Genomic DNA, 13,330 nt, shown 5'->3' with positions numbered 1-13,330 from the left:
CAGGCGCAGGAGACCGCCCCCGCCGCCCCGCAGCCGGTGACGCCGGACGTCACGCCGCCGGTGTCCGCCACGCAGGAGCCGAGCGCCCCCGCGACGCAGGACTCCGGCGCCACCCCGTCGTCCGAGCCCAGCCTGGACTTCGACCTGCTCACGCCGGAGGCGGAGGCCTCCGCGGGCCTGCTGGACCCCAACCTCCAGAAGGACCTGGAGACGCGCCGCACCATGCTCAAGCTGCACCAGGGCCTGGGCCTGGCCATGGCGGGCGGCCTCACCGCGGCCACCGTGCTGGGGCAGATCCAGTTCAGCCGCTCGTTCACGGGCGGCGGGGATGACCGGTCGCTGCTCGCGTGGCACCGGGGCGTCGTCATCGGCACGTCGCTGCTGTTCGCCACGGTGGGCACGCTGGGCCTGCTGGCGCCGGACCCCGTGGAGCGTGAGTTCCAGTGGGACACCGTGACGTTCCACAAGATCTTCATGAGCCTGGCCACCGCCGGGATGATTGCCCAGGCGGTGCTGGGCATCCTGGCCACCCACAGCTACGGCGAAATCACGGAGCCGAAGTACGCCACCGCGCACCAGGTGGTGGGCTATGCCACGTTGGGCTGCGTCGCCGCGGGCATCGTGACGCTCACCTTCTGACGTGACCCCCTGTCGTGAATGTCTCCGCGCGCCGGCCGTTGTGCGGAGGCAAGACGTATCCCCTCTGGAGGACGCCGTGATTGCTCGACGACTCGTTCTGTCCGCTGCCCTGCTGCTCGCGCTGCCCGCCGCCGCGCAGAACGCGAAGATGTACTCGGTGAAGAAGGACGCCAGCTCGCTCACCTACAAGCTCATCCACAAGATGCACACCGTGTCCGGCAAGGCCGCCCCCAGCGAGGGCAAGGCCGTGCTGAAGCCGGACGGCACGCTCCAGGTGGCCGTGCGCGCGCAGGTGAAGGACTTCGACTCGCAGAACTCCAACCGCGACACGCACATGCTGGAGGTCACGGAGGCCGCGAAGTTCCCGCTGGTGGAGGTGAAGGCCGTGGGCACCGGCGTGAAGACGCCCACCACGTTCCCCGCCAGCGTGCCCGTGACCCTCAAGGGCAAGCTCACCTTCCACGGCGTGACGAAGGACGTGGAGATCCCCATGACGGTGAAGTTCGACTCCGCGAAGCAGGTGACGGCGGACGGGTCCTTCAAGATCAGCCTGGAGGGCTACAACATCGAACGGCCCACGCTGCTGCTCGTGAAGGTGGAAGACGAGCTGGTGCTGGAGCCGCACCTCGTCTTCTCGGAGGGCACGTGAGCTCGTCGCGTCGCGACTTCTTCAAGAAGCTGTTGGGCACGGGCGTGGTGGTCGCGGGCCTGCCGCCCGCGTGCGCGCCCAACATCGACCCCTCGCCGGTGCTGGACGTTCCCGCGCCCGGCGCGGACGGCCTCGTGGCGCTGGTGGTGCCGCGCTACCCGGACCTGTCCCGCACGGGCGGGTCGGTGACGCTGCGCTTCCCGGGGGGCTCCGGGCAGGAGAACCTGCTGGTGGTGCACCCGTCCGCGGACACCTACGCGGTGCTGTCCGCCACGTGCACCCACGTGGGCTGCCCCATGGGCTTCGATGGGACGGAGGCCGTGTGCCCCTGCCACCTGTCGAAGTTCGACGTGGCGACGGGCAAGGTGACGCAGGAGCCCGCCACGGTGGCGCTCAAGACGTACGTGGCCACGTACAACGCGGGCACGCAGGTGCTGAGCATCAACCTCAAGGCTGGCAGCGACAACTTCCCGTCGGTGATTGACGGCAAGGTGACGCTCACGTTCGCCGAGTTCCCGGACCTGCAGAACGCGGGCGGCATGGTGAGCGGCAACCCCACCGGCTACGGCAAGACCATCTTCGTCTTCAAGCTGGAGGACGGCACCTACTCCGCGGTGGACTCCGTCTGCACCCACCAGGGCTGCGAGGTGGGCTTCGAGTCGAGCATCAACGAGCTGCTCTGCCCGTGCCACGCGTCCACGTTCAGCAAGACGGGCGTGGTCGAGCCCGGAGGCGCGGCGACGGTGAACCTCAAGACGTTCACCGCGACGGCGGACGCGACCGGCGTGGTCGTCACCATCGCCTGAAGCCGCGAAGGGACGACGGGAGGCCCTGCCGCGCCTCCCGTCTCCACGCGTCTTTCTTCAGCGCAGCCGGCTCCAGAACGAGCGCCGCGAGGAGATGCGCTCCAGCGCCTCCTGGAGCTCCTCGTCCTGGTCCGCGCGGCTGGCCACGTCCCCCAGCGCGATGATGCCCACGAGCCGGTCGTCGGGCTCCACCACGGGGACGCGGCGCACCTGACGGCGGCCCATCAGCTCGATGACGCCGTGCAGGTCCTCCTCTGGCAGCACCGCCTCCACCTCCTCCGTCATCACGTCCGCCGCGCGCAGGCCGTCCACGGCGCGCTGGCCGGTGAAGGCGCGCAGCGCGAGGTCGCGGTCCGTGACGAGCCCCAGGAGCCGCCCTTCCGCGTCCACGATGGGCACCACGCCGCAGTCCTCGTCGCGCATCAGCTGCGCCACCTCGCGCAGGGTGCTGTCGCGGCGGGCGGTGCGCACCTGGCGGGTCATGATGTCGCGGGCGGTGAGCGGCTCGCGCTTCCACCGGCGGGACGTGCCGGACGCGTCGCGGGACTCCCGGAGCCGCGGGTCCAACGGGAAGGACTCCTCCCGCTGCGGGGCCAGCCGCTCGCGCAGGCGTGCGTCCTCGCGTGACGCGGGACGGGCGGTGCGGTGGCGCAGGAGGGGCTCCGGGCCGCCGTAGCCCGTGCGGTCCCACTCGCGGAAGCTGGCGCGCTGTTCGGGCATCTCCTGGACGGTGTCCTCGCCCTGGGTGCGCACGGGGCCGGCGCCGTTGGCGTAGCGCGGGTCCCGGTCATCGCGGCCATAGGGCCCGGCGGTGCCGCCGTCGCGCTCCCCCTCGCGGTCCGCCTTCCAGGTGCCGGTGTCGTCCATGTCCGTGCGCACCCGGGCCAGACGCCACGCGGCGGCGCGGTGGAAGCGCCCCTGGCGGTTGGCGGGCGCCTCGTCGCGCCCGGGGGTCCAACCGCTCACGTCGGACTCCGAGCGCTCGCGCGAGCCCGGCGGTGCCACGTCCGGCGAGCGGTGCGTGGCCATCGCGTCGGTGGGAGGCGTGGAGATGTCCGCGCGCCCCAGGTCATGCCTGCCGTTTCCGTTGTTGTAGTCCTTGGTGCCCATGTGCGTCGCAAGCCTCCTCGACTTGCGAACATGGGAAGCGGGCCCGGACGCGCAAAGCTCCAGCCGTGCAGGTGCGGCGCCGCTCGCCCGTCCGCTCTGACGCGCGAGGCAACCCTCGCGGGACGTCAGGCGACGGTGAGCGCGTCGCCCAGGTGCACCAGTCCCCGGAAGTCCTCCAGGTCCGCGCCCGCGTCCGGCGCGGCGATGGCCAGCGCGCCCCGGGGCAGCCCTTCTGCCAGCCGGGCCAGCAGCGAGCGGTGGGCCTTCGCGCGCGCGTCCTCCACGCCCGCCAGCCGCTCCAGCCCAATGACGGCGTCCGTGTCCGCGGCGTTGCTCGCGTGCGGCTTCAGGTCGGCGGCCGGGGCCAGGCCGTCCTCGCGCGCCCAGCTGCGGTTGAGCACGTAGCCCGCGAAGGGCAACCCCTTCGCCTGGAGCGCCTCCTGGAAGAACGCGGCCTCACGCAGCGCGGCGGCCTCCGGTGACGTGACGAGCAGGAACGCCGCGTCCTTCGACGACAGGTGCTCCCGCAGCCGGTCCGCGTGCAGGCGGATGCCGGCGAACAGGCCTCCGAAGGCGCCGACGAAGGAGCGCATCTCCTGCGTGAAGCCGCCGCCGAAGATGCCGTCCAGCACCTTGCCCACCAGCGCCTGCGCGCCCTGCCACAGCCGGCCCGGGCGGCCCGAATCCGGACCGAAGAGGGAGATGACCCGGTCATCCAGGAAGCGCGACAGCCGGCCTGGGGCCTCCAGGAAGTCCAGCGCATGGCGGCTGGGCGGGGTGTCCAGGAGGATGAGGTCGTAGTGGCCCTCCGCGAGGAAGGTGTCCAGCGCCTCCGCGGCGGCGTACTCCTGCACGCCCGCGACCAGCTCCGACAGGAAGCGGTACAGGCGGTGCTCCAGGATGGCGCGCGCGGCGCTCTCCGTGGCGGACAGCCGGCGCACCATGCGCTCGAAGACGATGCGCGGCTCCAGCATCCACACGTCCAGCCGGCCCTCGCCGCGCGGGCCGTCCGCGTACAGGCGCTCCGGGGGCACGGTGGTGGGCTCCGCGCCGTTCTCCTTCAGCCCCATGGCCTCCGCCAGCCGCCGCGCCGGGTCGATGGTGAGCACCAGCACCTTGCGCCCCGCCCGGGCCGCGGCCACGCCCAGCGCCGCCGCCGTGGTCGTCTTGCCCACGCCACCCGCGCCGCACAGCACGATGATCCGCTTGTCGCGCAGCAGTCCGTCCAGGTTCATGGCGTGGCCTCCCGGCCGCCGCGGGACGCGGCCCCTTCGAGTGTGGACTCCAGCAGCTCCGCCAACCGCTCCACCAGCGCCATGCCCGTCAGCGCCAGCTCCGGCATGCCCCAGTGTGGCACGGACAGGCCCGCCGCCAGCCGCTGCCGCGCTTCCCTCGCGCGCTCCAGCCGCTCCAGCGCCCGCTGCCCCTGGTGCGGCCCGTGCGTCTCCAACAGCCGCTCCAGCGCCGCGCGCGACTCCGGCGTGAAGGGGTCCTCCGGCATGCGGTTGAGCACCGCGGCGGACAGGGGCAGGCCCACGTCCTTCAGCTCGCCCACCAGCGCCAGCGTCTCGCTCACCGGCAGGGGCTCCGGCAGGGTGGTGACCACCACGCCCGTGCGTGCCGGGTCCTGGAGCAGGTCCAGCCCCTCGCGAACCGCGCGGCCCACCGGCCCGCCCGGCATCAGGGACAGGATGCTGCGGGGCAGCGTCGCCAGCGCCAGCGCATGGCCCGTGGCGGGCAGGTCCACCACCGTGAGCGGGTGCACCCGCTGGCCGTCGGAGTGCGTGCGGCGCACGAGCGAGAGGAGCTGGAACATCAGCCCCATCTCCTTCAGCGCGGGGCCTGCCTCCAGGAAGCGCCGCAGCGCCCTCGAGCGCAGCGCGGCCTCCGCCAGCCACTTCACGGGCAGCGTCTCCTCCAGGAACAGCCGGTGTCCCTCCTGGGCCGACAGGCGCACGAAGGACAGGTTCTGTCCCGCTGGCACCACGCGGGCCCCGGCCTCCTTCACGCCCACCAGGCTCGCGAGCGTGGACGGGCCGCCCTCGTCCGGGGACAGCTCCGCCAGCAGCACCGGCCGGCCCGCGCGCGCCGCTGCCACCGCCAGCGCTGCGGAGAGCGTCGTCTTGCCCACGCCGCCCTTGCCCGACACGAGCACGGCGCGTCTGCTCCACAAGGACTCCAGCACCAGGCTCCCATCCTCCGCGCCAGCAGCGCGACCCTTCACAGTGAGCAAGGAAGCGCGTCCCGACAACCGGCCGGAGATGCGCCCTGGAGCGGCCGTCCGCCTGGCCGCCCACCCCCGGAGCATAGCGGCTTTCCGTCCGGACCCCGGAGGGGGGCCCTGTCCGCGCTGACCTTGGCGTGACACACGCGGTGTGCCCCGGACCCGACCCGCCGGGTTGTCACGCGCCCAACCCCTGGAAAGAAGGGGTCACGGACTGGTGACGCCCCCCGGATTCTGGGTACCCTGAGGCCCTCTGCGTGGGAGAGGGCATGGCGGTGCTGCGGGAGTGGGTCTTCGGGACACAGCGTGTCTCGCTGGAGGCCTCCGACATCCTCTGGATCAAGGTCCGGGGAGCGTTTTCAGAGACGGACGTGCGGGCGCTGGTGGACGTGTTCCGCGAGCTGGGGGCGAGCCCGGAGAAGCCCCTGTACCTTGTCGTGGACCTGAGCAGCTCCGAGGGGCTGTCCGTCGCGCCGCGCAAGTACCTGGCTGAACACGTGAGCACCACGTGGTTCCGCGCGGCCGTCTTCTTCGGCGCCAAGCGCACGCATCGCGAGGTGCTGCGCGCGCTCGTGGTGGCGCTCAACTTCATCCGCGACACGAAGCTGGAGGCGGAGTTCATGGACTCGGAGGCCCAGGCCCGCGCGTGGCTGGAAGCCCACCGGCGCCGTCGGGAAGCGGCTCCGGGCTGAAGCGCGGGCCGGCGTCCGGCCCCCGTCAGTGGACGGCCCAGCGCTCGGCGATCTCCTCGCACGCGAGCACCACGTCCCCCAGCCGGCGGATGTGCGCGCGCGGCGCGACGAACAGCGAGCCCGCGAACACGTCCACCACGGTCATCAGCCGGTGGTCCGCCGGGCCCAGCCGGCACAGGTGCTGTTCCGCGAAGCGCTGCAACAGCGTGCCGATGTACTGACCGCTCCGTTCATCCAACGGGTGCGTCTTGGAGAAGTAGAGCTTCATCAACCCCACGCGCGGGTTGCCCTGCTTGTCCAGCCGCTGCACCACCACCTCCGGGCGCACGCTGATGGTGACGCCGGCCATCTCCAGCACGGGCGGCTCCGCGCCCACCGCGCTGATGATGGCGTCGTCCAAATCCAGCCAGGGCACCAGGTCCGCGAAGCGCTCCAGCGCTTCCGAGCACAGCTGCATGCGCTGCGCCTCGAACTCCGTCTGCGGCACCGCGCAGGCGAACCGGCGCTGGGACTCCCGGAGCACGTTGAGGTCCAGGCCCCGGCAGAGGAAGTCCGTGATGGCCTGGGACGCCTCCGGATAGCGCAGGTACTGGGCATCCGGCGGGTGCTTCTGGTCGTGGATGATGCGCTTGCGGCGGGCGGGCGTGGCGACCAGGTACTCGCCCAGCTTGTTCACCGAGACACGCGGCAGTTCACGGGTTTCCGTCATGATTTCCCCCTCTGGAAGGCTGTCGGAATGGGTACACAGTACAGAGGGGGTCTGACATCCAATGGACACGCGGAGCCCGTCCCAAAGGGCAGGTTTACGCCGGGGCGCTTCCCTGGGGTAGCGGGGTCAGGCGTAGGGTTCGTTCCAGCAGCCGGGGGGAGGACCGCATGGAGCAACAGATTCGCGAGTGGACGTGTGGCGCGCATCGGATCCGCATGACGGCGCCGGACGTGTTGCACACGAAGTACACGGGCGTCGTGGGATTGCAGGACGCGAAGTGGGTGCTGCGGGTCTACGAGGAGATGGCGGCGCAGGGGCCGTTCTACCTGGTGGCGGAGGTGCCCGGGTCGGAGCTGCCGGCCGAGTCCCGCAAGTACCTGGCCAACAACGTGCGCGCGGAGTGGATGCGCTCGGTGGTGTACGTGGGCTCGGACCTGACGCAGCGGGTGGTGGGCAAGGCGATGTCCGTGGCCATGCTGCTCACGGGCCACGCGGCCAGCTTCGACACGGTCTTCGTGGACACGATGGCGCAGGCGGACGCGTGGGTGGACGCCCACCGCCTGGACCACGCCCCGCGCCGCGTGGGCTGAGCGCCGCGGACAACGCCGGACTCCGGACGTGACGAAGGGCCAGGCCAGGGCGGGAAGCCCGGGTCCTGGCCCGTGGTGTTTTCAGGCGGCGGAAGGCCCTCAGCGCTCGCGGTCCGGCATGCGGTCCGGGTGGCCGTAGCGGTACACGTCGGACACCGGGTTGGTGCCCGCGTCGCTGCGGGGCCCGTCGCCATCCGGCATGTCGTCCAACGAGGCCCCTGGCGCGCGCTCGCGCGGGTCGTACGGATGCAGGCCGCTGGCGTCGCGGAGGCGCAGGTCGCGGTCGTCGGCGTCGTCCACGTCCGCCTCGGTGCGGGGGCGGATGCCCTTCTCGTCGGCCTCGGTCCGCTCACGGCGGGCCTTGCGCTCGGCATCCTCCTCGTCGCCGCCTTGTCGCGGATCCGTGGGACGGCCGTAGAAATCCTCGGCGGGCTGTTGGGGTGCGGGATGCGTGGTGTCGTTGTCGGCCATGAGGAAGCTCCTCCGTCAACGGAGGTTCTTCATCGCCCCCGGTGTCCGGCAACCTGCTCCGGAAGCACCCGCCTGGGCCTGGAGGGCAGGCAGCCAGGCATCAAGGCCCTCCCGTGAGCGGTGTCAGGGCGACACGAGGAGGATGCCCCCGGCGAGCGCGGGTGCCTCGTCATCGCCGATGGCGCGCACGTGGCCGTAACCCAGCTGTCCCGAGGTGTTGAAGCCCCAGCACAGCGCGCGGCCGGTGGAGAGCACGGTGCAGGTGTGCTGGCCGCCCGCGGTGATGGACGTGGCAGGGGCGCCGCCCACGTCGATGAAGACCGTGCCGGGCGCGGACAGGGAGCGCGTGTTGGCATGGCCCAGCCGTCCCCGGGCGCCGTTGCCCCAGCACTGGAGCTGGCCGGACTCGAGCAGGGCGCAGGTGTGCTGGGCCCCGGCGGCGACCTGGACCGCGCGAAGGCCGGACCCGAGCGCCACCGCGGTCAGGGGCGTGGCGTAGTCCGGGTTGCCATTGCCCACCTGGCCGAAGGCGTTGGCGCCCCAGCAGCGCACGGCGCCGGTGTCCAGCAGGGCGCAGGTGTGGTTCGCGCCCAGGGTGAGCTGCACGGCGGTGCCGCCCAGGTCCACGTCACCGGCTGACGACGGTAACTCGGTGTCACCGACATCGTCGTCACGGCTGTAACCCAGTTGCCCATAGGTGTTGGCGCCCCAGCAGCGCGGGCGGCCGGAGAAGAGCAGGGCACAGGTGTGGTCACCGCCCGCGACCAGGTCCTGCACGGGGGCGCCGACGGGGACGTCGGTGGTGGGCGGAGGTTCGTTGTCGCCCAGGGTGTCGGTGTGGCCCAGGCCCAGCTGGCCGTGGGTGTTGTCGCCCCAGCAGCGCGCGTGGCCGGAGGTGAGCAGGGCACAGGTGTGGTTGGCGCCCGCCGTGATGCGCAGCGCGCGGGCGCCGCCCAGGTCCACGGTGCCCACGCTGGCGATGGGCTCATCGTCACCGATGGCGCGCGGGTGGCCCAGGCCCAGTTGTCCAAAGGCATTCGCGCCCCAGCAGCGCACGCGGCCCGTGGAGAGCAGGGCACAGGTGTGGCCCAGGCCGGCGGCCAGCTGCACGGCCTTCTCCCCGGGAGCGAGGGGCACGGGGCCCTTCGACGCGGGCGTCTCGTCGTCACCGATGTTGGCGGTGCCGGTGTAGCCAAGCCGGCCCTGCGCGCCGCTGCCGAAGCAGCGCACGGAGCCGTCGTTGAGGAGCGCGCAGGTGTGACTGTCGCCAGTGCGAAGCTGGGCGACGTCGGTGGGGCCGCCGGTCTGGACGGGAGCGTCTGGGAACTGCTGCGCGCCCAGGCGGTAGGAGGCGGTGGTGCGGGCTCCGGCGGCGTCGGTGACCTGGAGGAGGAGCCGGCCCTGGAGCGAGGGGGCGTAGTGCTGGAGGACGGTGGGGTTGGCCTGGGTGGTGAAGCCCGGCGCGGGCGTCACGGGGGCGTCCGGGGTGAAGCTCCACGCGTAGTCGAGCGTGCGGGACGGCTGATCATCCGACACGGAGGCGGACCACGCGACGTCGGAGGTCCCAGCGAGGCGGGACGCGGCCAGCCCCTGGATGACGGGGTTGAAGAGCACGCGCACGGTGGTGCCCAGCGAGTCCGTGGACAGGTCCGCCGGAAGGACGCGCGTCACGAACGAGGTGCTGACCGAGTGCCCCGCCGGGTTCGTGACGGTGAGCGAGTGCGTGTAGTCGGTCGGGCTGGGGATGCCGAAGAGGGGCAGGTAGCGGGAGACGAAGGCGCCGGAGGTGCCGGTGAGCGTGAACGTCCCGCTGGAGGGGATGAAGGAGCCGCCGCCGGTGGAGGGGGTGAGCGTGAACGTGAGGGCTTCGCCGGAGGTGGCCTCGACGAAGAAGGTGAGGGTGGCGGGCTGGCCGAAGACGAGCTCGCCGGGAATCTGGATGCGGGGGATGCGGGGCAGGGTGATGGGCGCGCCGTCGTTGGAGGGCGCCAGCGTGATGGCCACGCTCTCCCGGTCCGCGACGAGCGTCTGCGTGGTGCTGCCCTGGAAGAGGAGGACATCAACGCCGCTGTAGGCCCGGGCGATGAACGTGAGGGAACGGTGGCGAGGCAGGGACGGCATCGTGCCGGACCACCCGGAGGGGGAGGGCACCAGGTCGAAGTTCGTGAACAGCGCGCTGTGGCTGGCCGCGTCCTCCACGTCGATGCGGATCCGCGCCACGTCCGCGAAGGAGAAGCCCAGCGCGCGCCGCGTCTGGGATTGGGCGCCGGTGCTGTCCGTGGAGACGGTGAAGGTGACGGAAGCCGTGGGCTCCGGCGTGGCTGGGCCCGTCGTCGGCGACGTGCACGCGACGGTGAGGCACAGGAGGAGGAACGCGAGGGCTGGCTTCGTCATGGCTCACACGGAAGGAAAAAGCGAAGCGGGCGCCCGGCGTGTACCGGGCGCCCGCGGGTGTTCAGGAACTACGGCGTCGGGGGCAGGAGCTGGATGTCGCCGAAGGGCAGCTCGTTGTCGCCGATATGGTTGGTGTTGCCGTAGCCGAGCTGACCGGAGTTGCCCCGGCCCCAGCAGCGCGCCTTACCCGTGGAGAGCAGTGCGCAGGTGTGCTGTCCGAAGGAGGCGTTGACCTGGTAGGCCGTCGCGCCGTCCAGGTCCACCGCGCCACCCGGCGTGCCCAGCACCGTGTTGGTGGGCACGGCGGTGCTGTAGCCGAGCTGGCCGTGGCTGTTGCCACCCCAGCACCGCACGCTGCCGTTGGAGACCAGGGCGCAGACGTGCTCAGAGCCCGACGACACCTGGAGGGCGGTCAGCCCCACGCCCAGGGTGACGGCCGTCTGGCTCGCGAGGGTCTTGTAGTAGCAGAACGCCGAGCCGCCGTATTCAGCGCACCACGGGACGTAGGACGTGTTGCCGGTGTTCGGGCCCGTCCCCAGCTGCCAGTTGACGTTGCTTCCCCAGCAGATGATGCCGCCGGACTTCTGGAGTGCGCAGGTGGAGTAGGCACCCGCGCTGATCTGCGCCACGGGGCCACCGGGCTCGAAGGCGACCTGGCCGGCCGGAGTCTCGGTGTCACCGATGTCCTGGAGGTGCGTATAACCGAGCTGCGCCAGGTTGTTGCGGCCCCAGCACAGCATCTTCCCGGTGGAGAGCAGGGCGCAGGTATGCGCGGCACCGGCGGTGATGTCCGTGGCGGTGGCGCCGCCCAGGTTCACGTCGCCCGCCTTCCACGGCTGCTCGTTGTCACCGATGTCTTCCTTGTTCCCGTAGCCCAGCTGACCGTAGGTGCCACGGCCCCAGCAGCGCACGCTGCCGGTGGCCATCACCGCGCAGGTGTGGTCACCGCCCGCGGCGATGCGGATGGCGGGGCCGCCCAGGTTCACATAGCCCGCGTCGATGACGGGCTCGCCGTCACCGATGTTCTGCGTGCTGTTGTAACCCAGCTGCCCGAAGGTGTTCTGGCCCCAGCAGCGCACGTCGCCCGTGCTCAGCAGGGCACAGGTGTGGTTGTTGCCCGTGGTCAGCTTGGTGGCCTTGCCAATCAGGTTCACCGGGCCTGCCAGGTACGGCAGGCGCGCCGGAGCGTCACCCAGGTTGTTGCTGCTCGCGTAGCCCAGCTGCCCGAAGCTGCCAAGGCCCCAGCAGCGCACCGAGCCGTCATTCAGCATCGCGCAGGTGTGCGCACCGCCACCGCGGATGGTGTTGATGCCGTCGAGCGGCCCCTGGGCCACGGGCTCATCCGGGAACTGGCCCGGCGTGAGCTTGTAGTTGAGGGTGGTGGTGCCGTTGTTCGTGTCGGTGACGGAGAGCTTCAGGTCGCCCTGCAGCGTGGTGGCGTAGTGCTGGAGCGTGGAGGGGTTCGTCTGCGTGGTGAACCCAGGCAGCGGCTCCGGCGTGGTGCCGGCCGACGGCGTGAAGGTCCACGCGTAGGTCAGCGCCTCCTCGGGCGTGTCATCCGCGACGGTGGCCGTGAACTTCACGTCCGTGCCGGTGCGCTGGGCATTCAGGCCATTGATGACGGGGTTGAAGAGCACGGCGACGGACGTGTCGATGACGCCGCTGCTGGTCTCCGGGGGCATCACCTTCGTGGTGAACGTCGTGCTGATGGAGTGTCCGGCCGGATTCGTCACCGTGACGGTGTGGCTGAAGGTCGTCTCGGTGGAGACGGTGGGCGGCGTGTACTGCGAGACGAACGCGCCCGCCGTGTTCAGCAGGGTGATGCCGCCCGTGGTGGGCGAGAAGCTGCCACTGCCTGCCGCGGGCGTGGAGGCGATGGAGTAGGTGAGCGCTTCGCCGACGTTCGCTTCCACGAAGAAGGTGATGTTGCCCGACTGCGCGGAGGCGAAGGCGGAGGGGATGCTGATCTTCTTGATGCGGGGGATGGAGATGTTGGCGCCGTTGGTGGACGAGGCCAGGGGGATGGTGACGGTCTGGAAGTCGAGGTTGAGGGTGGCGTTGAGCGAGCCGGAGAAGAGCGGAGCGCCGGACGCGCTGGACGCGCGGGCCTCGAAGAGCAGGGCCTTGGCCTTGGGAAGGAAGGGCAGCTTGCCGGTCCAGGCCTCGGCGGAGGTGAAGAGGTCGAAGTTCTTGAAGAGAGGAACCTTGGACCCGGAGGAGACGTCGTAGACGTCGATGCGGATGCTGGCGACGTCCGCGTAGCTGAAGGCCTGCGCGGACACCCGGCCCTTCACGGCCTCGGCGTACAGGTCCCGGGCGCCAATGGAGACGGTGACCTGCGCTTGCGTCTGCTCGGAAGGCGCGGAGGGGCCCGGCGCCTCGGTGCCCGAACTACATCCGGCCACCCACGGAGACGACAGCGACAGCAGCAGCGCGCCCAGCATGCCGCGCGACCGGAACCAACGGGGAGACGTTCTCATTCGACACTCCTTGGGAAGGCAGACAGGGAAAAAGGCCAATGACTCGCGCCGGGCACACGCCGGCCTCACGTGCCCGGGCCGGAGCCCGGAGACACGTTTCCCGTGCCGCGCTCGGAGCGAGCACGGCCGGGGGACGTCACGGAAGAACAGGGGGGGTGGACAGGCCTACGCCGACCCGGGGAGACCTCCCGGCCCTCGGCGGATGTCTGGTGTGCTGCCAGCTACGAAAGGAACAGCGCCAGCGGGTGAAGAACTGTCACGCCTTTTATTGGCTTCTGCGAAAGCCTGTCAATGTCTGGGTTTGCAATGACTGGCGGGTGGAATGCGTGTCAGTCGCGGCGGACCCGCGCGGTGACAGGATTCGTCATCCCTCTCGGCTCACGGCCTGGAAGAGGGGGCCAATGGGGTGACGCACCGGGTTGATGACTGAAGGGAAACAAGCAAGTCATGGAAGCTTTGTGAAACACCCCAACGCTCACGGTGCGCACGGCCTCCGGGAGTGACAGCCATTGACCGGCGGTGGCACCCCGTTGGTCCCGGGGGACTCGGGTGGCGGGGGTCCCAGG

General features: G+C 71.2%; 12 protein-coding genes. 5 read left to right on the top strand and 7 right to left on the bottom strand.

Annotation, left to right across the window (positions count from 1 at the left end):
• From D7W81_RS33230 to D7W81_RS33220, 3 genes are all read left to right on the top strand, one after another.
• Positions 1-639 (top strand): hypothetical protein (locus D7W81_RS33230; RefSeq protein ID WP_120559425.1); only part of this gene is annotated, 639 nt, incomplete at its 5' end.
• Positions 640-715: 76 nt separating this feature from the next.
• Positions 716-1,288: a YceI family protein gene (locus tag D7W81_RS33225; RefSeq protein WP_120559424.1), complete on the top strand. Its 573-nt coding sequence runs from the start codon at positions 716-718 to the stop codon at positions 1,286-1,288.
• On the top strand, positions 1,285-2,094 hold the full coding sequence (locus D7W81_RS33220) for a Rieske (2Fe-2S) protein (protein ID WP_120559423.1): 810 nt from the start codon (positions 1,285-1,287) through the stop codon (positions 2,092-2,094). The genes D7W81_RS33225 and D7W81_RS33220 overlap by 4 nt, the downstream gene beginning before the upstream one ends.
• A gap of 57 nt (positions 2,095-2,151) precedes the next feature.
• On the opposite strand, the gene D7W81_RS33215 is transcribed toward D7W81_RS33220, so the two are convergent.
• The 3 genes from D7W81_RS33215 to D7W81_RS33205 form a co-directional block, all read right to left on the bottom strand.
• The gene (locus D7W81_RS33215) at positions 2,152-3,204 is read right to left on the bottom strand and encodes a CBS domain-containing protein (protein ID WP_120559422.1); all 1,053 of its coding nucleotides are present in this window, start codon (positions 3,202-3,204) and stop codon (positions 2,152-2,154) included.
• A gap of 125 nt (positions 3,205-3,329) precedes the next feature.
• Positions 3,330-4,439, bottom strand: a complete 1,110-nt coding sequence (locus tag D7W81_RS33210) for an ArsA family ATPase (protein ID WP_120559421.1) — start codon at positions 4,437-4,439, stop codon at positions 3,330-3,332.
• The gene (locus D7W81_RS33205) at positions 4,436-5,389 is read right to left on the bottom strand and encodes an ArsA family ATPase (RefSeq protein ID WP_120559420.1); all 954 of its coding nucleotides are present in this window, start codon (positions 5,387-5,389) and stop codon (positions 4,436-4,438) included. Before D7W81_RS33205 ends, D7W81_RS33210 begins: the two co-directional genes overlap by 4 nt.
• Before the next feature lie 308 nt (positions 5,390-5,697).
• Here D7W81_RS33205 and D7W81_RS33200 point away from each other — a divergent pair, with 308 nt between their 5' ends.
• Complete coding sequence (locus D7W81_RS33200) at positions 5,698-6,120, top strand: SpoIIAA family protein (RefSeq protein WP_120559419.1); 423 nt, start codon at positions 5,698-5,700, stop codon at positions 6,118-6,120.
• Between the two features lie 25 nt (positions 6,121-6,145).
• Here the strand turns inward: D7W81_RS33200 and D7W81_RS33195 are convergent, their stop codons facing one another.
• On the bottom strand, positions 6,146-6,829 hold the full coding sequence (locus D7W81_RS33195; protein WP_120559418.1) for a hypothetical protein: 684 nt from the start codon (positions 6,827-6,829) through the stop codon (positions 6,146-6,148).
• A 167-nt stretch (positions 6,830-6,996) separates the two neighbouring features.
• Between D7W81_RS33195 and D7W81_RS33190 the strand changes: the two genes are divergently transcribed.
• A complete protein-coding gene (locus D7W81_RS33190) occupies positions 6,997-7,419 on the top strand; it encodes an STAS/SEC14 domain-containing protein (protein ID WP_120559417.1) in 423 nt (140 codons plus the stop codon).
• Between the two features lie 99 nt (positions 7,420-7,518).
• Here the strand turns inward: D7W81_RS33190 and D7W81_RS33185 are convergent, their stop codons facing one another.
• The 3 genes from D7W81_RS33185 to D7W81_RS33175 all read right to left on the bottom strand — a co-directional run bounded on the left by D7W81_RS33185 (position 7,519) and on the right by D7W81_RS33175 (position 12,764).
• A complete protein-coding gene (locus tag D7W81_RS33185; RefSeq protein WP_120559416.1) occupies positions 7,519-7,890 on the bottom strand; it encodes a hypothetical protein in 372 nt (123 codons plus the stop codon).
• Positions 7,891-8,013: 123 nt separating this feature from the next.
• Positions 8,014-10,284 carry an RCC1 domain-containing protein gene (locus D7W81_RS33180; protein ID WP_120559415.1) on the bottom strand — a complete coding sequence of 757 codons (2,271 nt, stop codon included), beginning with the start codon at positions 10,282-10,284 and terminating at the stop codon, positions 8,014-8,016.
• A 68-nt stretch (positions 10,285-10,352) separates the two neighbouring features.
• Positions 10,353-12,764 carry an RCC1 domain-containing protein gene (locus D7W81_RS33175; protein ID WP_244227580.1) on the bottom strand — a complete coding sequence of 804 codons (2,412 nt, stop codon included), beginning with the start codon at positions 12,762-12,764 and terminating at the stop codon, positions 10,353-10,355.
• Positions 12,765-13,330: the final 566 nt, after the last annotated feature.

The organism is Corallococcus aberystwythensis (genome assembly GCF_003612165.1).
In the GTDB taxonomy this organism is placed as follows: Bacteria; Myxococcota; Myxococcia; order Myxococcales; family Myxococcaceae; genus Corallococcus; species Corallococcus aberystwythensis.
The sequence above is the reverse complement of the archived record's forward strand: the minus strand, read 5'-3'. Positions and strand labels throughout refer to the sequence as shown.